We start from the raw sequence: 23,827 nt of genomic DNA, 5'->3' as shown, positions 1-23,827 counted from the left end.
TCAGGAGATAATGGTACAATATGAAGAGATCAGTTAATGTTTTTGCTCCCGCCACGGTAGCCAATGTTGTTTGTGGATATGATGTTCTGGGATTTGCAGTAAATGCACCAGGTGATGAGGTGATCATGCGGTTAAGGGATGAACCCGGTGTGATCATAACAAAGATCAGTGGCGATGAAGGCCGTTTACCCTACGATCCTGCAAAAAACACGGTCAGCTTAAGTGTACAGCATTATCTCAATCATATTGGACGCCCTGATGTAGGGGTAGAGATAGAATTGTTTAAGAAAATGCCAATTGGCAGTGGATTGGGTTCCAGCTCTGCCAGTACTGTTGCCGGCTTGTTTGCAATAAATACGCTGATGGACAGTCCTTTAAGTAAAATGGAACTCGTTCCTTTTGCTATGAAGGGAGAAGAGATGGCCTGCGGATATGGCCATGCGGATAATGTGGCTCCTGCCTTGCTGGGAGGATTTGTCCTGGTCAGAAGCTATGAACCGCTCGATATAATCAAACTTCCCTATCCTGAAGAATTGTTCTGCTCCATTGTATTTCCACAGATCGATGTGCCTACACGTGATGCCCGACAGATTATTCGCAGTAAGATCCTTTTAAAGGATGCTGTTGTACAATGGGGAAATGTTGCAGGCTTGGTTGCTGGATTATATACCAAAGATATTGATCTGATTGCGAGGAGCATGAAGGATGTGATCGTTGAACCTGTTAGGTCTATCCTTATTCCTGATTTTTATAAACTCCGGGAAATTGCCATGGAAAATGGTGCACTGAGCTTTGGGATCTCAGGTTCCGGACCATCAGTTTTTACATTTACCAGGAATGAAGATGATGCCCGGATCATCAATGAAAAATTACAGAAACATTTCCTTTGGCTGGATACCGAAAGTATTGCTTACCGTTCGCCTATCAATGCTCAGGGACCTATTATTTTAGACTAATGAATTTATATAGTACCAATAATAAAGATTTGAGAGTACCCTTCAAGGAGGGTGTATTTAATAGCTTACCCGCTGATAAGGGATTATATATGCCGGAAAATATCCCGGTGCTGGATCCTGAATTTATCAGTGATCTTCATCTGTACTCTTTGCCTGAGATAGCATTTCAGGTTTCCAAAGCAATATTGAACGGAGCTATTCCTGATGATGACCTTCAGCGGATAGTAAATGAAGCGATCAATTTTGAGGCTCCGGTGGTAGAGATTTCTGGACGTATTCATGTTCTGGAGCTTTTTCATGGTCCTTCATTAGCTTTTAAAGATTTTGGTGCACGCTTTATGAGCCGCGTAATGGCCTATTTTCTGAGACAAGGCGAGAAAGAACTTAATGTTCTTGTTGCTACATCAGGTGATACTGGTGGGGCAGTAGCTCTCGGTTTTCTGGGTGTTGCCAATACCATGGTGACGATCCTTTATCCTAAGGGAAAGGTTAGTCCGATACAGGAGTTGCAACTCACAACTAACGGACAAAATATTCGTGCAGTAGAGATTGACGGTACATTTGATGATTGCCAGGCTTTGGTTAAAAGGGCATTCAATGACCCGAAGCTGAAGGAACGATTCCGCCTGACATCAGCCAATTCAATTAATATCTCCAGGCTTATCCCGCAGACCTTTTATTATTTCAATGCTTATGCCCAGCTTCAGCGTCAAGGCTTCAGCGAAGTAGTTTTTTCGGTTCCCAGTGGAAATTTCGGAAATATCGGTGCTGGTATGCTTGCCTTGAAAATGGGGCTTCCAGTGAAGCAATTTCTGGCTGCAACCAATGTGAATGATACCGTTCCGTCTTTTTTAAAAACCGGGGTCTATCAGGCTAAACCTTCTGTCCAAACCTGGTCGAATGCGATGGATGTTGGTGACCCGAGTAATTGGGTGCGTATCATGGATCTTTTTGGAGGAAACAGGGAAGAATTGAAAAAGGTTTTAACAGGTTATAGTTATAGTGACGAGGAAACCCTTGATGCGATAAAGCAGGTCCATGCTGACCATGGCTATATCATGTGCCCGCATACGGCAATTGCATGGCTGGCTTTGAAGCAATGGATGAATGATCATCCTTCAGAAGAAGCTGCCGGTGTGTTTTTATCTACTGCTCATGCTTGTAAGTTTCCGGATATTTTCCCTGAGGAAATCGCCCGGGAAATTGAAACCCCTGCTCAGGTAAAAGAATTGGAAGAGAAAATACGGGTAGTTGTAAGCCTTGGTAATGATTTTGAATCCTTCAGGAAGTATCTATTGGGGTAACGCTCAATAATATCACCCCTACGGGGTTTAATGCCACAATAATATCACCCCCTTCGGGGTTTAATATTCTAATCATTCCTAATTATAATAATGACATCCCTTCGGGATTTTGCATATCAAATATTGGTGTTTGGTTTTTCATTCCAACCAAACTGAATAATGCTATGATAATTTAATCAACGGGATCCGAGTAACTGATATTATTGTAAAAAAGCTTGAAGGGCTGATATTATCATTGAATCTCAATGAAATTCCAGCTAAAAACCCTGAAGGGTGTGATATTATTTTTGGATCTCAATTGAATTCCATCAAAAAACCCTGAAGGGGGTGATATTATTAAAAGATTGCTTCTGCGATTCTTTTTGTCGGTCCGGGATTACTCATAGTATAAAAGTGTAATACAGGTGCCCCGATTGTCATAAGTTCCTTACATTGAGCGATCATATGCTCAATTCCAACTTCCCTGACTTCCTTTTCTGATTTGCATTTTGCAACCGCTTCACTTAATTCTTCAGGAAGATCGATATGGAATATTTTTGGTAAACTAATCATTTGCTTGGATGATGTGATCGGTTTTAAGCCCGGTATGATCGGAACATTAATGCCATTTTTGCGACATTGATCAACAAATTCAACATATTTTGAATTGTCGAAAAACATTTGGGTAACGATAAATTCAGCTCCCATTTCAACTTTCTGTTTCAGGAAATTAAAGTCGGATTTCAAATTAGGGGCTTCGAAATGTTTCTCCGGATATCCGGCTACCCCGATACAGAATTTCGTTTTATAGGCCGTATCATGATCTTCATGAAGATAAATTCCGTTATTCATATCAACAACCTGTTTCAGAAGGTCGGTAGCATATGCATGCCCTCCGGGGGTTGGAATAAATCCGGAATCCGCATGGCGGGCATCTCCACGTAATACCAATACGTTATCGATCCCAAGAAACTGGAGGTCGATCAGTGCATTTTCTGTTTCTTCTTTTGTAAATCCTCCACAGATAAGATGCGGAACAGCATCTACTTTATATCTGTTCATGATCGAGGCACAAATTGCTACTGTTCCCGGGCGCTTACGATAAGAAACTTTTTCAAGCAAACCATTGTCATGCTGCTTATATATATAATCTTCCCTGTGATAGGTTACATCAATAAAAGGAGGATTAAATTCCATCAAAGGATCAATAGCATCATAAATACCCTGAATACTCTGACCCTTAACCGGTGGTAGCAGTTCAAATGAGAAGAGTGTTTTGCCTTTGGCGTTTTTTATATGTTCGGTTATTTTCATTTTATTTCGTAGTTAGTTGGTTCGTAGTTAGTTGGTTAGAAAATTGGCTACTAAATGACAACTAATTGTTTTATTATGCTTCCTTTTTTTCGGTGTTGTACCTTATGAATCCATTTAATAATTTTCCTAAATTCTCTATTTTATTCAAGCAGATACTAAGTTGATCTTCAGTAATATATGATAAGTCTTTTGAAATATATAGTTGTGTTTCTAATTCATATAATGAACCTCTGGCAATTGTTAGAAATTGAATAGTCTCTTTTTTATGTTGTCTTCCACAACCCTCAGCAATATTTGATGGAACCGAAACCACACATCGTCTAATCTGTGAAACTATTCCAAATTGTTCTGATTTTGGGTAGGTAGAAGTCAACTCATACGTATACGAAGCTAATGCTCTGGCATGTTTCCATACATCTAACTCTGTATATTTCTGATAAGCACTCATAATAGTCTAACCAACTAACCATCTAACTACTAACCAACTAATACGCTAAATTAGGACTCAACCACCTCTCCACATCCTCAAGCGGCATATTTTTGCGAATAGCATAATCTTCCACCTGATCTTTGTTGATCTTTCCCAAGCCAAAATAACGGGACTGAGGATGGGCAAAATAGAAGCCGCTGACTGCTGCTGTGGGATACATCGCAAAACTCTCTGTTAAATGGATAGTAGTCGCGTTTTCTGCATCCAGAATCTCAAATAGGGTTTCCTTTTCGGTGTGATCCGGGCATGCAGGGTAACCTGGTGCCGGACGGATACCGGTATATTTTTCCTTGATCAGTTCTTCAGAGCTTAGTGCTTCATCATGAGAATAGGCCCAGAATTCTTTTCGTACCAATTCGTGCATGCGTTCTGCAAATGCTTCGGCAAGTCTGTCGGCAAGTGCTTTGACCATGATACTGTTATAGTCGTCATAATTCTTTTCGAACTCTGCAACAAGTTCATCACATCCAATACCTGTTGTTACTGCAAATCCACCCCAATAGTCGGCGATGCCTGATTCTTTTGGTGCAATAAAATCTGATAAGGCATAATATGGTTCACCTGCTGCTTTCTCTGATTGCTGGCGAAGGGTATGGATCGTTTTGTAAACCTGAGTTCTGCTTTCATCAGTATAGAGTTCGATATCATCTCCAACAGAGTTTGCAGGCCAGAATCCGATCACTCCTTTAGCCTTCAGCGATTTATCAGCGATGATCTTATCCAATAAGACCCTTGCCTCATCGTATAATTTTTTGGCTTCAACCCCAACAAAATCATCTTCAAAGATGCGTGGATAACTGCCTCTCAGCTCCCAGGTATGGAAAAATGGAGTCCAATCGATGTATGGGACCAACTCTTCCAGAGAAAAATCAGCAAATATCTTAGTTCCTAAAAACGTAGGCTTCGGAACTGCCGGAAGACTCAGGTCAATTTGAAATTTAGCTGCCCGGGCTTCTCCAATAGTTTTGAAGCGCTTGTCCGATTTCTTGTTTAAATGAGCTTCTCTTGCCTTGTCATATTCCTCCCGGATGTTGTTGATATAAGCATCCCTGTTATCATCACTCATCAGTGTGCTGCACACCGTTACACTTCTTGATGCGTCAAGTACATGTACCGCCGGACCAGAATAATTGGGTGCCACCTTCACTGCTGCATGGATTCGGGAAGTAGTCGCTCCACCAATAATAAGTGGAATGGTAAACCCTTGTCTTTCCATTTCTTTGGCGAAATGCACCATTTCGTCAAGCGATGGAGTGATCAGTCCGCTAAGTCCGATAATATCAACATTTTCAGCTTTCGCTGTTTCTATGATCTTTTGTGCCGGAACCATAACGCCAAGGTCGATCACCTCAAAGTTATTACATGCCAGAACTACCCCAACGATGTTTTTACCAATATCATGAACATCACCTTTTACGGTAGCCAATAATATTTTCCCTGCATTCTTTCGCTGATTACTATCAGCATTGTTAAGTTTTTCCTCTTCGATGAAGGGCAGGAGGTAGGCCACAGCTTTTTTCATCACTCTGGCAGATTTCACAACCTGCGGAAGGAACATCTTACCCTGACCGAACAAGTCGCCCACTATACCCATTCCGTCCATCAGCGGTCCTTCGATCACTTCCAGAGGTTTATCATATTTCTGACGGGCTTCTTCAACATCATCGTCCAGGTAATCGATTATTCCCTTAACAAGAGAATGCGAAAGTCTTGATTCGACACTGTTTTTACGCCATTCTTCATCTTTAACTATTACTTTACCCTTTGTCTTGATGGTATCTGCAAAATCAACCAGGCGTTCAGTGGCATCTGATCTGCGATTAAGTAATACATCTTCCACCAGTTCAAGAAGATCTTTAGGGATCTCTTCATATACCTCCAGCATACCGGCGTTCACAATACCCATGTCCAGTCCTGCCTTAATTGCATGATACAAAAATGCAGAGTGCATGGCTTCACGGACTGTATTATTACCTCTGAAAGAGAATGAAATATTACTTACTCCGCCACTTACTTTTGCAAGAGGCAGGTTTTGTTTGATCCAACGTGTAGCCTCTATAAAATCGACGGCATAATTATTATGTTCTTCCAGACCTGTCGCCACTGTCAGGATGTTTGGATCAAAAATGATATCCTGAGGCGGGAAATTGACCTCGTTAACTAAAATATCATAAGACCTCTGACAAATTTCTTTACGTCTTTCCAGTGAATCGGCCTGTCCGGCTTCATCAAAGGCCATGACTACCACGGCTGCACCATATTGACGGATCTTTCCGGCATAGGTTTTAAATGCTTCCTCGCCTTCTTTCAGGGAGATAGAGTTTACAATTCCCTTGCCCTGAAGACATTTTAATCCGGCTTCAATGACACTCCATTTGGAGGAGTCGACCATGATGGGAAGTTTTGAAATATCCGGTTCTGAGGCGATAAGGTTCAGAAATTTGACCATGGCAGCTTCAGAATCAAGCATTCCTTCATCCATGTTCACATCAATGATCTGGGCACCGCCTTCAACCTGCTGGCGCGCGACAGATAAAGCCTCATCAAAATTTCCACTTAAAATAAGTTTGGAGAATTTAGGAGACCCGGTGATGTTAGTACGCTCACCAATATTCACAAAATTGGTCTCAGGTGTTAATGTTACTGGTTCAAGTCCGCTAAGGCGTAGAAATGGTTCAGGAACAGGAGGAACCCTTGGAGGGAATTTTGCTGCTTTTTCAGCAATACATTTGATGTGCTCAGGTGTAGTACCACAGCATCCACCAACAATATTGACAAAGCCATTCGCCATGAAATCTTCAACCAGATGGGCGGTTTCATGCGGTAGTTCATCGTATGCCCCAAATTCATTTGGAAGTCCGGCATTTGGGTAGGCGGAAATAAAACAAGCTGCTTTTTCAGAAAGTTCTTCAATATGCGGACGCATATCTTTTGCACCGAGGGCGCAATTCAGTCCGATACTTAGCAGGTTGGCATGACTCAAAGAATTCAAAAAGGCTTCAACGGTCTGTCCAGATAATGTTCTTCCGCTGGCATCCGTGATCGTTCCTGAGATCATGATATCGATCTTTTTACCACTTTCATTCTCGTAGTTTTTTGCTGCGAAAAGGGCGGCTTTTGTGATCAGGGTATCAGTGATTGTTTCGAATAAGAGAACATCTGCGCCACCTTCGATCAATCCCTTAACCTGTTCATAATAGGCATCAACGAGTTCATCAAATGTTACTGCCCGATATCCGGGATCATTTACATCTGGCGACATGGACGCCATTTTAGTTGTGGGGCCTAAAGCTCCGGCAACAAAACGAGGTTTATCAGGGTTTTTGAGTGTATATTCTGTGGCAATTTCTTTTGCGATTCGCGCACCTTCAAAACTCATCTCATAGGAGAGGTCTTCCAACTGATAATCAGCCATGGAAATACGTTGGGTGCTGAAGGTGTTGGTTTCAATTATGTCGGCGCCGGCTTCCAGATATTCAGCATGTATTGCTTTAATGATATCTGGACGAGTTATATTTAAGAGGTCATTATTGCCTCTTAAGTCGCATGGATGATCTTTAAATCGTTCGCCTCTGAAATCTTCTTCTGTTAATTGATAGCGCTGGATCATTGTACCCATGGCTCCGTCAATAACTAATATTCGTTTTTTTAATTCTTCTCTGATGCTCATTATTCTTTTTAAGATATAAGATATAAGATATGAGATATGAGAAAGGAAATAGAAGTAATCATATGCAAATCAATAATGCATGATCACAACTATCGTATCTCAGACCCAATTTCTCACATCTATAACAGGCTTATCTTCGAAAAGTCGGTATTCATTGACTTTAACTTATCTGTTCCGCCTTGGGCGGATAGAACGTAGCACCTTGTTAGCACAGGTTGCTAAGACTTCGCAGGGTCTAATCCCTCCGTCTTTCTGAATAAGCAGTGCAAAAGTGCAAGATAATTTGCTGAAAAGCAAATTTGTATAATCAGTTGTCACCCGATAGCTATCGGGTTAACAGTTTGGGTACGGTAGCCAGACAACAGACAACAGACAACAGACAACAGACAACAAACCTTCTACTTCTTTCCGCCGAATAAACGAAGCAGCATGATAAATAGGTTTATAAAATCAAGATAAAGGGTTAAGGCACCCATGATCACCATTTTATTTGCTGATGCATCGCCATACTCAATTCCGGCTGCAATACGCTTAAGTCGTTGCATATCATAAGCTGTTAAACCTACAAAAAGTGCTACTCCTATAAAGCTGATAATGTAATCCAGCTGGCTGCTTCCTAAAAAGAAGTTGACCACGCTGGCAATGATTATTCCTACTAAAGCCATCATCAGGATGGGACCGAATTTGGTTAGATCCTGTTCAGTAGTATAACCTGCCACAGCCATAACTGCAAATAGCAGAGAGGCTGATATAAAACAGCCGAGAACCGAAGAAGATGTATAAACCAATAAAATATAACTCAGACTTATTCCGGTTGCAGCAGAATATAATACAAAAATCAGGGCCAGTGCAGGGAAGGAGAGCCGGTTCATACCGAATGACATCACCAGCACAAAGGCCAAAGGGGCAAACATCGCTATAGTTCCCAGTGTAGTTCTTCCGCCAGTTGTAGTATCGATCAGCATGCTTAATAAAGCCTGATCAGAAGAAAATGACCATGCAAATCCAGCAGAAAGGGCAAGTGCGATAAACATCCATAAAAATACATTTGGCAGAAAGTTTCTGGAAGTTATTCCACCTTCACGCTGAATGATAGGCTCGTTGCTATACTGGTATACTGTTTCTCTTTGTGACATATTAATTTGTTTTATCGAATTTAATGAAAATGATCTGTTCAAGTGTTATCGAAGCGTAAAAGTTTAAAAGATGCCTTTAGAATTCAGCTAAATCTTTAAGCTGATTTACCTTTCAGCTTTTACCTTTCCCCTTTCAACTTTCCGCTTTCGGCTAATTAAGCCTTCGGCTTAATTCCATTTCAACATTTTTAAATAGCTGAATTGGTCTTAGGTTTCGCCATGCCATATCATCCAGGTTACCACCAAAGTTGATATAATAATCAATATTATTTCTTTTGAACTCACTGATTACGTGTTCCCTGAAGTTTATGCCAGCTATCCATCCATCTTCTACATCCTGGAACCATTCTTCATAATAACAATCATCTGAAGAATGAAAGTTGAGAACATTTTCTCCGATAAGGATGAATTTATTAATTCCCTCATCAATCATAAGTTCGATGATCTCCCGTTTCAGGGTCATGATATCATTATGAAGGGCATCATTCCACTCTCCCATAAATTCTATTATGGCAAATCCTGTCTCATAATCGGCATATAAAACCTTAAGATAGAGCGTTTGCGAACCAAAGAAATCCCATTGCGGGTGAATCAGGTAATTATAGATCTGTTTATCAAATTCAAATTCACTATATTTTGTTTCAAAAAACGGCGAAAGAGGATCTTCAGAAGCGATATAATCGTCTCTCCAGCGGTAATATGGTTCTATTTCATGCATGTGAACTTTGCAGGATCTTTATTTTTCCTGTGCGTTTTCAACGGCTTTACGCACGCTTCCGTATGTATCAAGCAGGGACTGTGCAGTTTTTTCATCCAGGGATGTTGCCTGCATCACCATATTTACGGCTCGTCCTACCAATTTAACATTGGTTAACTGCATATCTACCATTTTATTGCCTTTTACCCGGCCAAGTCTGATCATAGATGTTGTACTGATCATATTCAGAACCAGTTTTTGAGCAGTTCCCGATTTCATACGAGTAGAACCGGTTACAAATTCAGGCCCTACAACAATTTCGATCGGGTATTTAGCTGCCTGTGCAACCGGACTGCCGGCATTACACACAATACATGCTGTTTCTAATCCATTTTCATTGGCTTTATTAAGTCCTCCGATAACGTAAGGTGTTGTTCCTGAGGCTGCAATGCCAATCAGTACATCTTTATCCGAAATGTTAAATTCCTGGAGGTCTTTCCATGCTTGTTCTGCATTATCTTCTGCATTTTCAACTGCTCTTCTGATGGCGGTGTCACCGCCGGCAATGATACCAACAACCATATCAAAGGGAACACCATAGGTTGGCGGGCATTCAGATGCGTCAAGAATTCCCAGTCGACCGCTTGTGCCGGCACCGATATAAAATAAGCGCCCTCCTTCACTGATCTTCTCAACGATAATATTTACCACCTTTTCAATTTCGGGGATTACCTTTTCAACGGCTAAGGGGACTGTTTTATCTTCATTGTTTATTCCGTGCAGCAGTTCTGCAACAGACATTTTATCTAAATCAGTGTAGTTGGAGTCCTGTTCTGTAGTTCTTTTCATTTTCAATATTTTCTGGGGCTAAAATCGGAATATTATCTTGTAGCTGATAATTAATTGAAAATAAAATACCCGTTCTGAAATTTCAGAACGGGTATAGAAAAAATATTCTATTGATTAAAAATTAATTTCGAAACCAGCAGTAAGCAACCTTGGTAAACCTACACGGATTCCTTCTGGTCTTCGTGTACTGATATATCGTTTGTTACTTAGGTTTTTAACTGAAATATTAAGGTTGGCATTCGTTTTTGGGATACGGTAGAAGGCATTTGCATCAATGATGTATCTGCTTTTTAACTGGCCGATCCTGCCATTTGAAGAAGCTGAAGCAGTATTAAGTTCATCTGTATATTGCGAACCTATATAATTGCCGGCAATTCTGAAGCCGAAGCCATTTTGTAAATTCATTCCTAAGGCATTCCACATCATGACATTAGCTGAATATGGCAATGCATTATTCTTTACATTGATTGAAGCACCGTTTACCTGGATAAAACGATCATTACTATAAACAGAATTCTGAAGGGTTAAATTGGTTTCCAGAGTATATGAATTTTTTGACCCTGAAATTTTGCCAAAATCAAGCTTGATGCCTGCCTCAATTCCTTTGTGCAATGTTTGTCCGCCATTAACTACACCCGTAGCATTCACATTGCCTGATGAATTTGAAACCGGGATGATCTGGTTCTTAAAGTCAAGGATGAATGCGGTAAATTCTGCACTTAGAAAATTTTCGAAGCTCATACGCGTTCCAAGCTCATAGTTGGTGCTTAGTTCAGCATCCAGATTATAAGGGACCCCTTCGGAAGTAATTGCATCTTTTATTCGTGGAGGAGCAAAGCCTTTGTGTACTCCGCTGAATATGTTGACATTATCATTAACGGCAAAGTTAATGCCGAGGCCGGGAATAAGGGTAAAGGTATTATCATCCGAAACGATACTGGTATCCCTGATCACGTTATTTATATTATTGATGCGGTATCTTCCACGAAGGATCTTGCGCTCATAATCAAAGTTTTCCATTCTTAACCCAGCATTCAGAGAAAGTTTGGAACTGATATTAAATGTATTCTGGGCATAGGCACTGATAGAATTGCCCGTTCTGACTTCCTTATCGCGCATGGTGCCCTCTGCGGTATTGGCATTCTGGCCGATTATGAATTGTTCATCAGCTTTTTCATAAAGAAAACGAAGGCCTGTTTCAAGCTCGTTTTTAATATTCAGGAAATTGTAATTGATACTCAAACGTGGTTCAATTCCGGCTACCTCAAACTGCCGGTTACGGTTTCCTGTTGAATTGAGCATGTAAACGGCACCGTTTGTTATGCTCGTGTTCCCCCAGATTACACCTGTTTTGTTTGCGGTTGCAGAGTTGAATGAAAAGTCTTGTCTCTGCCAATTGCGGCTGGTTGTATAGGCATAAGCGGTTGTTTTTAAGCTGATGTTTTCGTTGATCTTAAGCTGATGGGTAGTACTTGCAGAAAAACGTTTGATCGGTAAATTGTCAAATGGCGACATCCTGACAAAATCCTCACCTCCCTGATCGTACATGGTTTGAGTTAAACCAATATAAGTTGAATTAGATTCTTCATCATAATATCCTAGTTTGATCCCTAAATTTGAATTTGAGTTGAGCTCGATCTTGATCTTTGCGGAAAGGTCGTTAAGCCTGAAGCTTGTTGGCCCCAGGTCATCCGCTCTTTTATGGAGGTAGGAAACAATAAAACCTGTTTTGCCGATAGTATTGCCATAAGTTCCGAATCCTGAAAAATAGCCATTTTTAGCACCGGTCAGTTTGATTCGGCTGGCTTCCATTGAAGGGGGGTCGGCTGTGAAAAAGTTAACAACACCGCCAATGGTTTGCGGACCAAACAAGATCTGTCCGCTTCCTTTCAGTACCTCAATTCCTGCCATTTTATCGATTGATGGTGTAAAATACATTTCGGGTTCTCCATAGGGGCCTAATGCAATGGGTACCCCATCTTCAAGCATAAGAACATTACGACTTCTGTCCGGATCTAAGCCGCGGATACTGATATTAAGCCTTAAACCGGCACCTTCTTCATCCACCACATTAACTCCGGTTACTTTGCGCAATAATTCGTTGGATGTAAGCGGTGCAAATTGTTTGATCTCTCTTGAATTTAGAATGGTGGCAGATCCCGGAGTTTTACTGATCAGGCCATCTCTTTTTCCAATGATGATGATCTGGGGCATTTCAATTATGGTACTGTCTGATAGTTTAACAGCTTGAGAAGGCCTTTTTGGTTGTGCCCAAACTCCTGATGCCAGGATAGAAAGAGAAAAGAAAACTGCGAAAATTCGCTTCATATTATTTAGACTAAATTCAAATAGGCTGCAATTATACGAGTTGATCTTCAAAAAATCAAATTATTTAGAATGATTATGAATAATATTATTGAATTTTAATCGTATTCAGAAGTAGGAGGATTTTGAATAGATTTGAGATCGCTATTAAGATGAAGTCCGGAACAAAAAAAAACATTCTGATTGCTGCCGGATATTCGGTTGTTTTGATCGCAGGATTAATTCTGGGGCCTAAATTAGTGCGTGAAAATCAGAATTCGAAAAACGGCTCCTTTCTTCCCTTTGGTTTATCAAACCGCTCTGCAAAAGTTGAGCAGGTGATCCAGATCATCAATGAAAATTATGTCGATTCTGTCAAGTTAGATACAATTCAGGATATTGCAATTCAGGAGATATTGAAGCAGCTTGATCCTCATTCTGCCTACCTGGCACCTGAAGAGGCGCAGCTTATGTCAGATGACCTTGAAGGAAACTTTAATGGTATTGGGATTGAGTATTATATTTTGAACGACACATTACTGGTTACTTCGGTAAATCCTGGTGGACCAGCATTCAAGGCTGGTTTACGGCATGGCGACAAAATTCTGGCGATCAATAAAAAAGCTGTTTCCGGTATTCGCATCACTTCAAGAAAAGTGGTAGAACAGATCAGGGGTAAGAAAGGTTCTTCGGTTGAATTGCTGGTAAAACGAGATACAGTAAATAGAAATTTCAGTGTTTTGCGCGACAGGATCGTTGTGAGCAGTATTGATGCGGATTATATGCTGGGCGATCAGACCGGCTATGTCAAGATCAGCAAATTTGGTGCACAAACTGATGAAGATTTTCATGCAAGCGTGTTAAAGCTTAAAAAGCAGGGAATGAAGAACCTGATCCTGGATCTTCGCGATAATGGTGGCGGTTATCTGAATTCAGCTACGGCCCTTGCGGATGAATTTTTAAAGGATAAGGCATTGATCGTTTATACGGAAGGATTGCATGAACCCCGGACAGATTATTTCGCCAGTTCAAAAGGTGAATTTGAGGATGGAAAGCTAGTGGTACTTATTGATGAGAATACAGCATCTGCAAGTGAGATCGTGGCCGGAGCAATTCAGGATCTTGAAAGGGGTACCATCATTGGCAGACGCTCATTTGGGAAGGGACTGGTTCAGGAGCAGTTTGATTTCGGCGATGGTTCAGCCCTTAATTTAACGATAGCCCGATATTATACTGCTTCAGGAAGATCGATACAAAAATCTTATAAAAACGGGAATCAGGCCTACTACAAAGAAGTGAATGACCGGCTTAAAAATGGAGAACTTAGTTCAGACGGAAAGGGATTAAGCGATAGTCTTTTTAATAAAAATAAGTCCTACACTACTAAGTCTGGGAAACTGGTTTATGGCGGTGGCGGAATTATGCCTGATATATTCATTCCTGTAGATACCAGTGGTTATACAGAGCTATATAGCACCCTTACCGTAAAGGGTGTTTTGAATGAAATGTTATATAATCATCTTGTCAGGAATAACCAGAAGTTCAACTCAGCTGAAGAGATCATCAGGAGTTTTGTATTGAGTGATCAGGATATAAAAAAAATCATTCAAATTGCCGCTGCTAAGAAAATTAAGGCAAATGCAGGTCAGTTACAGACTTCGAGGAATGAAATTGAAACGCAGCTTAAGGCTTTGTTTGCCAGGTATCATTTTGGTGATGAGGGTTATTACAAAGCTTTGAACTCTGGCGACCAGGCTATAAGCCGGTCGCTGGAGGTATTCAAAGTTTCTTCTTTATAATTATTTTTTACTGGATCGAATCAACAGTAATGGTGTCCTGGCTTAATGAGTCGGCTTCGATAGCTGAATTAAGCATTGAGTCGGCAGCTGCGGCCTCCTGAATTGAATCTTGTCTGTCAATTTCTCCCTGATCTGTACTGTTACAGGCTGTGAATAATATTGCTGATGCGCAAAGTGTAAATAATGTCTTTTTCATAGTTTATTAGTTAGTTGAATTTTATTTCTGTCTGAAGAATATTTGTATTGGTACTCCTGTAAAATCAAAGTTCTCACGAATTTTATTTTCTACAAAACGCTTATACGGCTCTTTAACATATTGTGGCAGGTTACAGAAGAATGCGAACATGGGTGAAGATGCGTTGATCTGTGTCACATATTTGATCTTTACATACTTTCCTTTCACAGCTGGAGGAGGGAAGTTCTCAATGATGGGAAGCATGACATCATTCAGTTTTGAGGTCGGGATCTTTTTCAGCTTATTCTCATAGACCTTTGATGCTGCCTCAAGTGATTTGTAGATTCTTTGCTTCTCAACTACTGAAGTAAATACGATCGGCACATCAGTAAAGGGAGCGATCTTTTGATAGATCTGTTCTTCAAAAACGCTGGTGGTTTTAGTGTTCTTTTCAATCAGATCCCATTTATTTACCAGGATCACGATCCCTTTTTTATTCTTTTCTGCAAGGTGGAAGATATTGATGTCCTGCGATTCAATTCCTTCTACAGCATCAATCATCAGGATCACCACATCGGCTTCTTCAAGTGCTTTAATGGTACGCATCACTGAATAAAATTCGATGTTCTCTTTAACCTTGGTTTTTTTACGAAGTCCGGCCGTATCGATCAGCATGAATTCATGCCCGAACTGGTTATAATGGATGTGAATAGAGTCGCGGGTTGTTCCTGCGATTGGTGTCACAATATTTCTTTCGCGGCCTATCAGTGCATTGATCAGGGATGATTTACCAACGTTTGGCCTACCTACGATCGCATATTTAGGAAGCTGATTTTCATCTTCATCTTCCGGTTCGAAATGTTTGATCACCTCATCAAGAAGCTCACCGGTTCCGGAACCTGACATGGATGAAAGCGGATAGATCTCGCCCAGACCTAAGCTGTAAAATATGCTGGCATCAGTTAGTCGCTGATTATTATCAACTTTATTAACAACCACAAAAACAGGCTTCTGACTGCGGCGAAGTAATTTGGCAATATCATCATCAAGGTCGGTAATTCCGGTAACCACATCAACCATAAAGAGAATAACTGTTGCCTCTTCAATTGCGATAACCACCTGCTCACGTATAGCGGCCTCAAACACGTCGTCAGAGTGCGCAACATAACCGCCTGTGTCAATCACTGTAAAATGCTTATCGGTCCACTCAGCCACTCCATAATGCCTGTCACGGGTCACTCCGCTGTAGTCATCAACTATCGCTTTACGCGTTTCGGTTAATCTGTTATATAATGTCGACTTACCTACATTGGGGCGGCCTACGATTGCTACTATATTGCTCATTTTCTTTTGATCTAAGATCCAAGAGTCAGGATGTAAGACAATTTAAGTCTTAATCCATTCGCACTTCAATCTGATTTGATATATTTATTACTCCAAGAGCCTCCAATTCTTGATTCTTGACTCTTGAATCTTGGTTCTATTTAATCTTCATACCCAAAACTCTTCAAATAGTTCTTCCGGTTTCTCCAATCAGGGATGACCTTCACGAACATTTCTAAAAAGACTTTTTTCTGAAGGAACTCTTCCATATCTTTTCGGGCATAGGTTCCAACTTTTTTAAGCATTTCACCTGCTTTACCGATGATGATATTTTTTTGAGAATCGCGTTCTACAATGATCTCAGAACTTATCCGGATGATCTTTGCTTCATCTTTGAAAGCAGTGATGATCACTTCGGTGCTGTATGGGATCTCTTTATCGTACAGTTTAAAAACTTTTTCACGGATTATTTCCGAAACAAAGAATCGTTCATTCCTGTCGGTGAGGGTGTCTTTATCGTAATATGGCGGATGCTCGGGCAGATTATCCATAATGAATTGCATCACTGCAGGAACATTATGATCATGTAATGCAGAAACCGCAAAAATTGCCTGTGGTTTCAGTTTTTCCTCCCAATACAGTATTTTTTCCTTTACCAGATCTTCGTTTGACTTATCGATCTTGTTGATAACCACGGCAATAGGTGAAGTGGTCTTGGCTAATTTTTCAAGAACATCATTTTCGTCATATTTTTCGTTGATATCTGTGACAAATAAGATGATATCTGCGTCGACAAGAGAGGAATTTACAAAACTCATCATCGATTCCTGCATTCCATAAACCGGTTTGATCACTCCGGGAGTATCAGAAAAAACAATTTGTGAGTCAGGTTCATTCACGATACCCAAAATGCGATGGCGCGTAGTTTGTGCCTTAGGAGTGATTATGGAAAGCTTTTCACCAACCAGGGCATTCATCAGGGTAGATTTTCCAACGTTTGGTTTCCCGACGAGACTAACAAATCCGGCTTTATGCGACATGTAAAATTTATTTTAAAATATATTTGCACCGCAAAGAAACGAAATATATCTTTGCAGTCCAATTTAAAAGCAACACAGGGCGTTCTTTAAAGCTTTAAATTGTCACAGTGCGGGATGGAGCAGTTGGTAGCTCGTCGGGCTCATAACCCGAAGGTCGTCAGTTCGAGTCTGGCTCCCGCTACCCAGGTAGTATCAAGCTGAAAGCAAAAAGCGTAAAGCCGAAAGCCGAAGCAAGCAAAAAGCATCTTCCGGGAAGCTTTTACCTTTTACCTACTTAGCTTTTAGCTTAAGAAGGCCCGTTCGTCTAGGGGTGAGGACGCCAGATTTTCATTCTGGAAACAGGGGTTCGATTCCCCTACGGGCTACAGACGTTAATGTCAAAACAAACCAAAAGGCTGTAAATCAATGATTTGCAGCCTTTTTTATTGACGCCAAAACACCATATTATTCACCAAATCGCATTAAAGCAGTGAGTAATTCAGTGAGTCAACAAAACGGAAAACTTTACTCACTGGAAACCTCGTAACTCACTGTATAATAGGATGTTTCATAATAGAACATCTTGACAGTCCGGTAGCTGCAAGCTTAATTTTGTTCACAATTTAAGCTTGTTTTATGGAAACAAATTACAGCCTGCTCTTCTACCTGAAGAAGCCAAAAAACTACACAACGGGCCCGATCCCAATCTATATGAGGATCACTGTTAATGCCCCAGGCAAAGAAGTATCAACCGGTCGCGAATGTGAGCCTCACCGCTGGTGCAGCAAATCTAATCGAGAGAGCGGAAACAAAGAGAGCACAAGATTATTAAACAGCTATCTGGACGAACTGAACAAAAAAGTCGAAGAAGCGCACACCTTGCTCACTAAGGAGCGTAAAGAGATCACCTCCACAAGCCTTAAAAACAAATTTCTGGGAAAGGAAGAAAAGAAGCCCATGCTGATGGAACTGTTCACACTTCACAATAATCAAATGGAAGAGCTGATTGGTAATGAGTATGAAGATAACACGCTAAAGGGTTACAAAACTACGTTCCGGCATTTAACCTCGTACTTGATTACAAAGTACGAAGTGGGGGATATCTGCATTGATGCACTGGACTATAATTTCATTAAAGGCTTCGAACATCATCTAAAAACATTCTTTAATCTTGCGCCGGTTTCTGCAAAAAAGTATATCAAAAATTTTAAAAAAGTTGTCAATAACTATTGCATCAAACCCAGATTGCTTAAAGATAACCCTTTCTCTGATTATACAAATAAAGCGAAAGCAAAGGAAAGAGAATTTCTGCACCAGGTACAGTTAGATCGGATGGTCGACAAAGATATCAGGGTCCAACGGGTAGATCGTGTGAGAGATATTTTCGTCTTCTGTTGCTATACAGGTCTCTCTTATGCCGATGTCAAAAAGTTAAAAAGAAGTGAAATTATGACTGGGGTAGATGGCGGTAAATGGATATTTACCAGTAGAAAAAAAACAGAGACCAATTCCAGTATACCTTTATTAGCCCCAGCCATCAATATTATCAATAAGTATAAGAAGCATCCGTTATGCTCTGAGTACGTTCTCCCGGTTTTAAGTAACCAGAAAATGAACAGCTACCTCAAGGAAATTGCCGATATGTGTGACATTACTCAGAATCTCACTTTTCACCTTTCCAGACATACTTTTGCTACAACCGTAACCTTGAGCAATGGGGTTCCTATCGAAAGTGTAAGCAAAATGCTTGGGCATTTAGACTTAAAAACTACGCAGCATTATGCAAAGGTTCTTAATACTAAAATTAGCGACGATATGAAAGCTTTGAAAAAGAAGCTTGCTATTGCTTGATCGTTAATGCTATGATGCAAAAGCTTATTGCCGTTTGGTGATAAGCTTTTTTGCTTTAAAGGGCTAAAAACATTACCAACTTTTCCAGATTGGGAAAGCCGCATAGAACAGATCAGGAATTTTGAGCCATAAAACATACACTTATGGCTCAAATAGAAATTATATCTAAGGAGGATCTACTGCAATTTAAAAATGATTTAATACAGGAAATCAAAGCAATAATACAACCTGCACGGGCAGAAACTACACAATGGCTGAGAAGTCGTGATGTTAGAAAAATGCTCAAAATTTCTCCCGGCACTTTGCAAACTCTTAGGATTAACGGAACGCTCCGTTTTACCAAAGTGGGAAGCATTATGTTTTATAAATACGAGGATATTGTTCGTCTCCTTGACAGTAAGTAGCTTTCAATGAAAAATATTCATTTATTCAAATTGGCAGGATACATACAGAGAATTACCTCAGATAACAGGATGAATACATCGCACCTTAGTATCTATATGGCATTGCTTACCTGTTGGCAAAATCAAAAATACCCCGGCCAATTTAAAATCTCAAGAAAAGAAGTGATGAGATTAAGCAAGATAGGAGCAATCAGTACCTACCATAGATGTATGAAGGAATTGATTCAATTCGGCTATTTTAAGTATGAGCCTGAATATGATAGTTATAAAGGCAGTAAAGTAAGTTTTATTCACAAAAGACTGAACTTATAGAGTTGGGCAATAGCTTTATGATATTCTGCCTCAAGTCGTAAATATTTAGAATATGAATCAAAATAAAACCGCTCATCCTGTGCATACTGAATGATTGTAATTTGACCGTATTTAAGTGCTTTGTCTAACAGTGCGGCATTATTGAGGGATGCGAGTAAAGTACGGTATTCTAACATCGCATTTTTACGAATCTCCAGCTGATCGTAATACTGTTTGTTCTCCAGTTGATGTTGCAGCTTATGATTGACCGCATTGAAATTCGCATAACTGAGGTTTGCTTCTGCTGCTTTTACACGGTTCCTGTTTTCCCAAAGGGGAATGCTGATACCGCCATGAATACCTTTGTAACTCTGACCGAGGATTGCCTGAGAGTGGTATCCGGTTTCTATTTTAGGGAGATTAAGGCGTTTTTGGACGGTTATCTGTTGTTGACGGATTTGTTGCTCGTGTTCGTATACCTTAAGAAGCGGGTCATTGGCTTCAATCAAACTATCTAATGTTCTAAATTCAGGCACTTGAGCAACGAGGGGATAAATGGTGTCTGTAAGGTTTACTTCTATTCCACCATTAAGTTCCTGCAAGCGAGTTAATGTTTGGCTGATCGCGTTGTCGTTCAGCAGGACATCCTGCTGAATGTTCAGTAGTTGCAGTTTAGCTTTATTTACATCGAGAATAATTGCATCCCCTTGATCGAGTTTCTTTTGATAATCGGACACCAAAGCTTGTGTACGTTCCAACCTACGTTTCAGCTCCGCTGAAAGTTTATTCAGGTAGATTAGTTCCAGAGCTTCCAGCTTCGCCTTAAGTAAAATATCCTGGATGAACACGCGATGCTCGAGGTCGGATTGGATTGACTGTTGATTCGACAGTTTCCTTTTACTGCTATAAACCGTCGGAAAATCCAGTTGTTGAGTAACTGTAAAATCACGCTGGTTCCCGGCACCTGCTGGTGACCCTGAAAGATAATCATACTCTACTTTTGGATCGTAAGGCGTAAGGCCTGTTGCAAATTCAGCTTTTCTTGCAAAGTGGTATTCTCTGTTAGCCTGTACAGCTTTATTGTTTTTGCTTACCTGCACCAGAAGACTGTCTATCCCCGTTTGAGAATAGACAGTTGTGGTTATCAGCAGGCAAAACGCGCTAGTTAACAATTTCATCATTTTCCTTCGTATTTCTGACAGTCATATAATAAACTATCGGTACAACAAATAAATTAAGCAAGGTAGAACTGAGCAAACCCCCAAGGATTACCTTAGCCATCGGGCTTTGGATCTCATTGCCAGGAAGAGTGCCGCCCATTGCCAGAGGAATGAGTGCAAGCCCCGCTGTTAGTGCTGTCATCAGTATAGGACTCAACCTGTCTTTAGATCCTTTAATCACCGTATCATACTGGTTTAATCCTTCGGCATGGAGGGTTTTATAATGGGAGACCAGCAGTATTCCGTTTCTGGTTGCAATTCCGAAAAGGGTAATAAAACCAATAATGGCCGGGATGCTCAGTACCCCGGAGGTTAGCCAAATACTTAATACACCACCTATCAAGGCCAGCGGTAAGTTCAGCAGGATGATGGAAGATATTTTCAGGTCTTTAAATTCATGAAAAAGCAGGAAAAATATGATCAGTAAGGCTAGGAGTGAGGCGACAATTAAGGTTTGTGATGCCTCCGCTTCAGCCTCAAACTGGCCGCCGTATTCAATCCGGTAGCCTTGCGGGAGTTTCACACTTTCTCCAATTTTTACTTTGATCTCATCAACCACACTTTTCTGGTCCCTTTCGGTAACATTTGCAGATACCACCGTCTTGCGCTGTACATTTTCCCGATTAATGGTATTCGGGCCAGTTGCTGAAACGATTTCAGCTACATAGCTTAAAGGTATTTTTTGACCGTCGTGAGTGTCAATCAGTGAATTGCGTATATTCTCAATATTTCCGCGATTGGCATCGTCGAAACGTAGAAGAAGGTCGAACCGTTGAGCCCCTTCATATACCTCTGACACCTTTTCGCCAGCAAATGCGATATCTACAAATTCGGTAAACTCACCGATAGTAATGCCATATTTACTGAGCATGGCCCGGTCGGCTTTAATCTGAACCTGTGGAATTTCTATTTGTTGTTCTACACTCAGATCAACCAGCCCATTAGTGCCCTCTATAGCACTTTTTACCTGGTTGGAAATATTGAACAAGGTGTTAAGATCTGTTCCGAAAATTTTGATAGCAATATTAGCACGGGTGCCTGAAAGCATGTGATCAATACGGTGACCTATAGGTTGCCCGATCGTAATATTCGCTTCCGTAATACCGGCCATTTTTTCACGCACCTCCGCCATGAATTCCTCCCGGTTTCTTTCGTCAAGTATAAACGGTGCATCAATTTCTGATGCGTTTACCCCTTGGGCGTGCTCATCCAGTTCAGCACGTCCCGTCCTGCGGGTGGTAGTTCTTACTTCCGGGACAGTTAGCAGAGTTTTTTCAACCCTTGCGCCAATTGCATTGCTTTCCTGCAAGGAAATTCCAGGCAAGCTGGTGACACTTACTACCAACGAGCCCTCGTTAAATTCAGGTAAAAAGCTTCTGCCCAGTGTAAAGAACAAGATCGATGCAAGGACGAATAATACCAGTGCCCCGCCCAGAATTAACTTCTTAAATTTCATTGCTTTTTCCAAGGACCGTTCATACCAGCCATTCAGTCGCTGCACCAGCCAACTTTCACGGTGCTGGCGGAGCAACATCTCGTCTTTAGTAAGGAGATAGCTGCATAGCACAGGAGTAACAGTGATAGCTACCACAAGTGACGCGAATAAAGCTACGATGAAGGCAATTCCAAGCGGGGCAAGCAATCTGCCTTCCATACCTGAAAGGAAAAATAGTGGCAGAAACGCCACAATGATAATAAACGTAGCATTGATCACTGATGTACGGATCTCAACTGAAGCATCGTAAATCACGGTCAGTTTATTTTGTCGCTCTGCCAGAGGCTTCGCGGCATTTTCTTTCAGTCGTTTGAAGACGTTTTCAACGTCGATGATAGCATCATCAACCAAATCCCCGATAGCAATAGCCATCCCGCCGAGGCTCATGGTATTAATAGAAAAGCCTAACCACTTCAAAGTAAGCACAGCAGTAAGAAGGGAAATCGGGATAGCCACGAGTGAAATGGCAGTAGCGCGCCAGTTCATTAGGAATAAAAACAAAATGATGACCACGAAGATTGAGCCTTCAATTAAGGTCTTTTGGATGTTGCTTACCGATGCATTAATAAAATCTGCCTGGCGAAATATTTTCGTATTTATATTTAAATCTGCTGGTAGCGTTTTTTTAAGATCAGTGATTGCAGTATCGATCTGATTGGTCAGCTCCAGCGTGTTAACGTTCGGTTGCTTCATCACCGTCATGATTACCGCTGGTTCCCCTTTTAATGAACCATCACCTATTTTGATAGATGAGCCAATTTTTATTTCCGCAACGTCTTCGATCTTAATCGGAACTCCATTATTGGTTTTGATCACTGAGCTGCCCATTTCATTCAGATCGCTGGTACGACCAATCCCGCGAACAATATATTCGTTGCTATATTCACTCATAAAACCACCTGCGGCATTTTTATTGGCTTGCTGTGCGGCTTCCAATAATTCATTGAGTGAAACGTTATAATAGCCCATCTTCTGTGGTGAAGCCAAAATTTGATATTGTTTGTACTCTCCGCCTATAACCACTACCTGTGATACACCGCCAATGGATAGCAGGCGGGGCCGTATACTCCAATCTGTTATGGTGCGGACATCCATCAAATTTGTTTTGGAGCCTGTAACGCTGATCAGCATGATCTCACCCATGATAGAGGATTGCGGGGCCATTACCGGCGCACTAACACCCAAAGGTAACTGATTACTAACAACGCTTAATTTTTCACTCACGGTCTGCCGCGCGCGATAAATATCGGTTCCCCATTCAAATTCAACCCATACGATAGAGATACCTGCTGAAGATGAAGAGCGAACCCTTCGGACATTGCCAGCGCCATTAACGGCAGTCTCAACAGGAAAAGTTACCAGCTTTTCTATTTCCTCGGGAGCCATGCCGTGCGCTTCTGTTAAGACGACAACTGTAGGGGCGGTTAAATCCGGAAAAACGTCCACTTCCATTTTCGAAGCGGTATATGTGCCCATTAGCATAAGCAGGGCGGCTGCTGTCAACACGATCAATCGGTTGTGCAGCGAAAATTGTATAATTCGGTTTAGCAT

General features: G+C 41.0%; 17 protein-coding genes, 2 tRNA genes and 1 riboswitch. Of the genes, 7 read left to right on the top strand and 12 right to left on the bottom strand.

The features are described from left to right. Positions 1-20 precede the first annotated feature (20 nt). Together BLR27_RS03425 and thrC are read left to right on the top strand one after the other, a co-directional pair. A complete protein-coding gene (locus BLR27_RS03425; RefSeq protein ID WP_090699960.1) occupies positions 21-956 on the top strand; it encodes a homoserine kinase in 936 nt (311 codons plus the stop codon). Continuing rightward, positions 956-2,260: a threonine synthase gene (gene thrC, locus BLR27_RS03420; RefSeq protein WP_090699955.1), complete on the top strand. Its 1,305-nt coding sequence runs from the start codon at positions 956-958 to the stop codon at positions 2,258-2,260. The genes BLR27_RS03425 and thrC overlap by 1 nt, the downstream gene beginning before the upstream one ends. Positions 2,261-2,596: 336 nt before the next feature. Here thrC and metF read toward each other — a convergent pair whose 3' ends face one another. The 7 genes from metF to BLR27_RS03385 form a co-directional block, all read right to left on the bottom strand. After that, positions 2,597-3,553, bottom strand: a complete 957-nt coding sequence (gene metF / locus BLR27_RS03415) for a methylenetetrahydrofolate reductase [NAD(P)H] (RefSeq protein ID WP_090699950.1) — start codon at positions 3,551-3,553, stop codon at positions 2,597-2,599. A 73-nt stretch (positions 3,554-3,626) separates the two neighbouring features. After that, positions 3,627-4,001, bottom strand: coding sequence for a four helix bundle protein (locus tag BLR27_RS03410; RefSeq protein WP_090699945.1), 375 nt, complete (start codon positions 3,999-4,001; stop codon positions 3,627-3,629). A gap of 37 nt (positions 4,002-4,038) precedes the next feature. Further along, entirely contained in the window at positions 4,039-7,713 is a 3,675-nt protein-coding gene (gene metH, locus BLR27_RS03405) for a methionine synthase (RefSeq protein WP_090699940.1), read from the bottom strand. Between the two features lie 162 nt (positions 7,714-7,875). After that, positions 7,876-7,976: riboswitch (SAM riboswitch) on the bottom strand. 135 nt (positions 7,977-8,111) lie between these two features. After that, positions 8,112-8,849, bottom strand: a complete 738-nt coding sequence (locus BLR27_RS03400) for a Bax inhibitor-1/YccA family protein (RefSeq protein ID WP_090699936.1) — start codon at positions 8,847-8,849, stop codon at positions 8,112-8,114. 151 nt (positions 8,850-9,000) lie between these two features. Then, complete coding sequence (locus tag BLR27_RS03395) at positions 9,001-9,567, bottom strand: hypothetical protein (protein WP_090699932.1); 567 nt, start codon at positions 9,565-9,567, stop codon at positions 9,001-9,003. Between the two features lie 18 nt (positions 9,568-9,585). Next, a complete protein-coding gene (murQ, locus tag BLR27_RS03390; RefSeq protein WP_090699928.1) occupies positions 9,586-10,395 on the bottom strand; it encodes an N-acetylmuramic acid 6-phosphate etherase in 810 nt (269 codons plus the stop codon). Between the two features lie 114 nt (positions 10,396-10,509). Continuing rightward, positions 10,510-12,723, bottom strand: a complete 2,214-nt coding sequence (locus BLR27_RS03385) for a TonB-dependent receptor family protein (RefSeq protein ID WP_090699924.1) — start codon at positions 12,721-12,723, stop codon at positions 10,510-10,512. A 122-nt stretch (positions 12,724-12,845) separates the two neighbouring features. Here BLR27_RS03385 and BLR27_RS03380 point away from each other — a divergent pair, with 122 nt between their 5' ends. Beyond that, positions 12,846-14,498: a S41 family peptidase gene (locus tag BLR27_RS03380; protein ID WP_245704417.1), complete on the top strand. Its 1,653-nt coding sequence runs from the start codon at positions 12,846-12,848 to the stop codon at positions 14,496-14,498. Positions 14,499-14,505: 7 nt separating this feature from the next. On the opposite strand, the gene BLR27_RS03375 is transcribed toward BLR27_RS03380, so the two are convergent. The 3 genes from BLR27_RS03375 to era form a co-directional block, all read right to left on the bottom strand. Next, complete coding sequence (locus BLR27_RS03375; RefSeq protein ID WP_090699915.1) at positions 14,506-14,694, bottom strand: hypothetical protein; 189 nt, start codon at positions 14,692-14,694, stop codon at positions 14,506-14,508. Positions 14,695-14,715: 21 nt separating this feature from the next. Next, positions 14,716-16,017: a ribosome biogenesis GTPase Der gene (gene der, locus BLR27_RS03370; RefSeq protein WP_090699911.1), complete on the bottom strand. Its 1,302-nt coding sequence runs from the start codon at positions 16,015-16,017 to the stop codon at positions 14,716-14,718. A gap of 140 nt (positions 16,018-16,157) precedes the next feature. Further along, positions 16,158-17,036 (bottom strand): GTPase Era, encoded by an 879-nt coding sequence (gene era, locus BLR27_RS03365; RefSeq protein WP_090699907.1) that lies wholly within the window; start codon positions 17,034-17,036, stop codon positions 16,158-16,160. A gap of 108 nt (positions 17,037-17,144) precedes the next feature. On the opposite strand from era, the gene BLR27_RS03360 reads away from it, so the two are divergent. The 4 genes from BLR27_RS03360 to BLR27_RS03345 all read left to right on the top strand — a co-directional run bounded on the left by BLR27_RS03360 (position 17,145) and on the right by BLR27_RS03345 (position 19,270). Next, positions 17,145-17,221: transfer RNA gene (locus BLR27_RS03360), tRNA-Met, on the top strand. A gap of 108 nt (positions 17,222-17,329) precedes the next feature. Beyond that, positions 17,330-17,401: transfer RNA gene (locus BLR27_RS03355), tRNA-Glu, on the top strand. Between the two features lie 250 nt (positions 17,402-17,651). Next, positions 17,652-18,866: a site-specific integrase gene (locus tag BLR27_RS03350; RefSeq protein WP_090699903.1), complete on the top strand. Its 1,215-nt coding sequence runs from the start codon at positions 17,652-17,654 to the stop codon at positions 18,864-18,866. A 143-nt stretch (positions 18,867-19,009) separates the two neighbouring features. Then, positions 19,010-19,270, top strand: coding sequence for a helix-turn-helix domain-containing protein (locus BLR27_RS03345; RefSeq protein WP_090699899.1), 261 nt, complete (start codon positions 19,010-19,012; stop codon positions 19,268-19,270). A gap of 290 nt (positions 19,271-19,560) precedes the next feature. Here the strand turns inward: BLR27_RS03345 and BLR27_RS03335 are convergent, their stop codons facing one another. Together BLR27_RS03335 and BLR27_RS03330 are read right to left on the bottom strand one after the other, a co-directional pair. After that, positions 19,561-20,742, bottom strand: a complete 1,182-nt coding sequence (locus BLR27_RS03335; RefSeq protein WP_090699892.1) for a TolC family protein — start codon at positions 20,740-20,742, stop codon at positions 19,561-19,563. After that, positions 20,723-23,827 (bottom strand): efflux RND transporter permease subunit, encoded by a 3,105-nt coding sequence (locus BLR27_RS03330; protein ID WP_090699888.1) that lies wholly within the window; start codon positions 23,825-23,827, stop codon positions 20,723-20,725. Before BLR27_RS03330 ends, BLR27_RS03335 begins: the two co-directional genes overlap by 20 nt.

It is taken from the genome of Daejeonella rubra (assembly GCF_900103545.1).
Lineage (GTDB): Bacteria > Bacteroidota > Bacteroidia > Sphingobacteriales > Sphingobacteriaceae > Daejeonella > Daejeonella rubra.
Note: the sequence above shows the minus strand (reverse complement) of the source record. Positions and strands in the feature narration are given on the sequence as shown.

Excerpts from the sequence above, each read along its gene's own strand:
- BLR27_RS03425 (WP_090699960.1), top strand. The coding sequence starts at position 21 with ATGAAGAGATCAGTTAATGTTTTTGCTCCCGCCACGGTAGCCAATGTT.
- thrC (WP_090699955.1), top strand. The coding sequence starts at position 956 with ATGAATTTATATAGTACCAATAATAAAGATTTGAGAGTACCCTTCAAG.
- metF (WP_090699950.1), bottom strand. The coding sequence starts at position 3,553 with ATGAAAATAACCGAACATATAAAAAACGCCAAAGGCAAAACACTCTTC.
- BLR27_RS03410 (WP_090699945.1), bottom strand. The coding sequence starts at position 4,001 with ATGAGTGCTTATCAGAAATATACAGAGTTAGATGTATGGAAACATGCC.
- metH (WP_090699940.1), bottom strand. The coding sequence starts at position 7,713 with ATGAGCATCAGAGAAGAATTAAAAAAACGAATATTAGTTATTGACGGA.
- BLR27_RS03400 (WP_090699936.1), bottom strand. The coding sequence starts at position 8,849 with ATGTCACAAAGAGAAACAGTATACCAGTATAGCAACGAGCCTATCATT.
- BLR27_RS03395 (WP_090699932.1), bottom strand. The coding sequence starts at position 9,567 with ATGCATGAAATAGAACCATATTACCGCTGGAGAGACGATTATATCGCT.
- murQ (WP_090699928.1), bottom strand. The coding sequence starts at position 10,395 with ATGAAAAGAACTACAGAACAGGACTCCAACTACACTGATTTAGATAAA.
- BLR27_RS03385 (WP_090699924.1), bottom strand. The coding sequence starts at position 12,723 with ATGAAGCGAATTTTCGCAGTTTTCTTTTCTCTTTCTATCCTGGCATCA.
- BLR27_RS03375 (WP_090699915.1), bottom strand. The coding sequence starts at position 14,694 with ATGAAAAAGACATTATTTACACTTTGCGCATCAGCAATATTATTCACA.
- der (WP_090699911.1), bottom strand. The coding sequence starts at position 16,017 with ATGAGCAATATAGTAGCAATCGTAGGCCGCCCCAATGTAGGTAAGTCG.
- era (WP_090699907.1), bottom strand. The coding sequence starts at position 17,036 with ATGTCGCATAAAGCCGGATTTGTTAGTCTCGTCGGGAAACCAAACGTT.
- BLR27_RS03350 (WP_090699903.1), top strand. The coding sequence starts at position 17,652 with ATGGAAACAAATTACAGCCTGCTCTTCTACCTGAAGAAGCCAAAAAAC.
- BLR27_RS03345 (WP_090699899.1), top strand. The coding sequence starts at position 19,010 with ATGGCTCAAATAGAAATTATATCTAAGGAGGATCTACTGCAATTTAAA.
- BLR27_RS03335 (WP_090699892.1), bottom strand. The coding sequence starts at position 20,742 with ATGATGAAATTGTTAACTAGCGCGTTTTGCCTGCTGATAACCACAACT.
- BLR27_RS03330 (WP_090699888.1), bottom strand. The coding sequence starts at position 23,827 with ATGCTAAACCGAATTATACAATTTTCGCTGCACAACCGATTGATCGTG.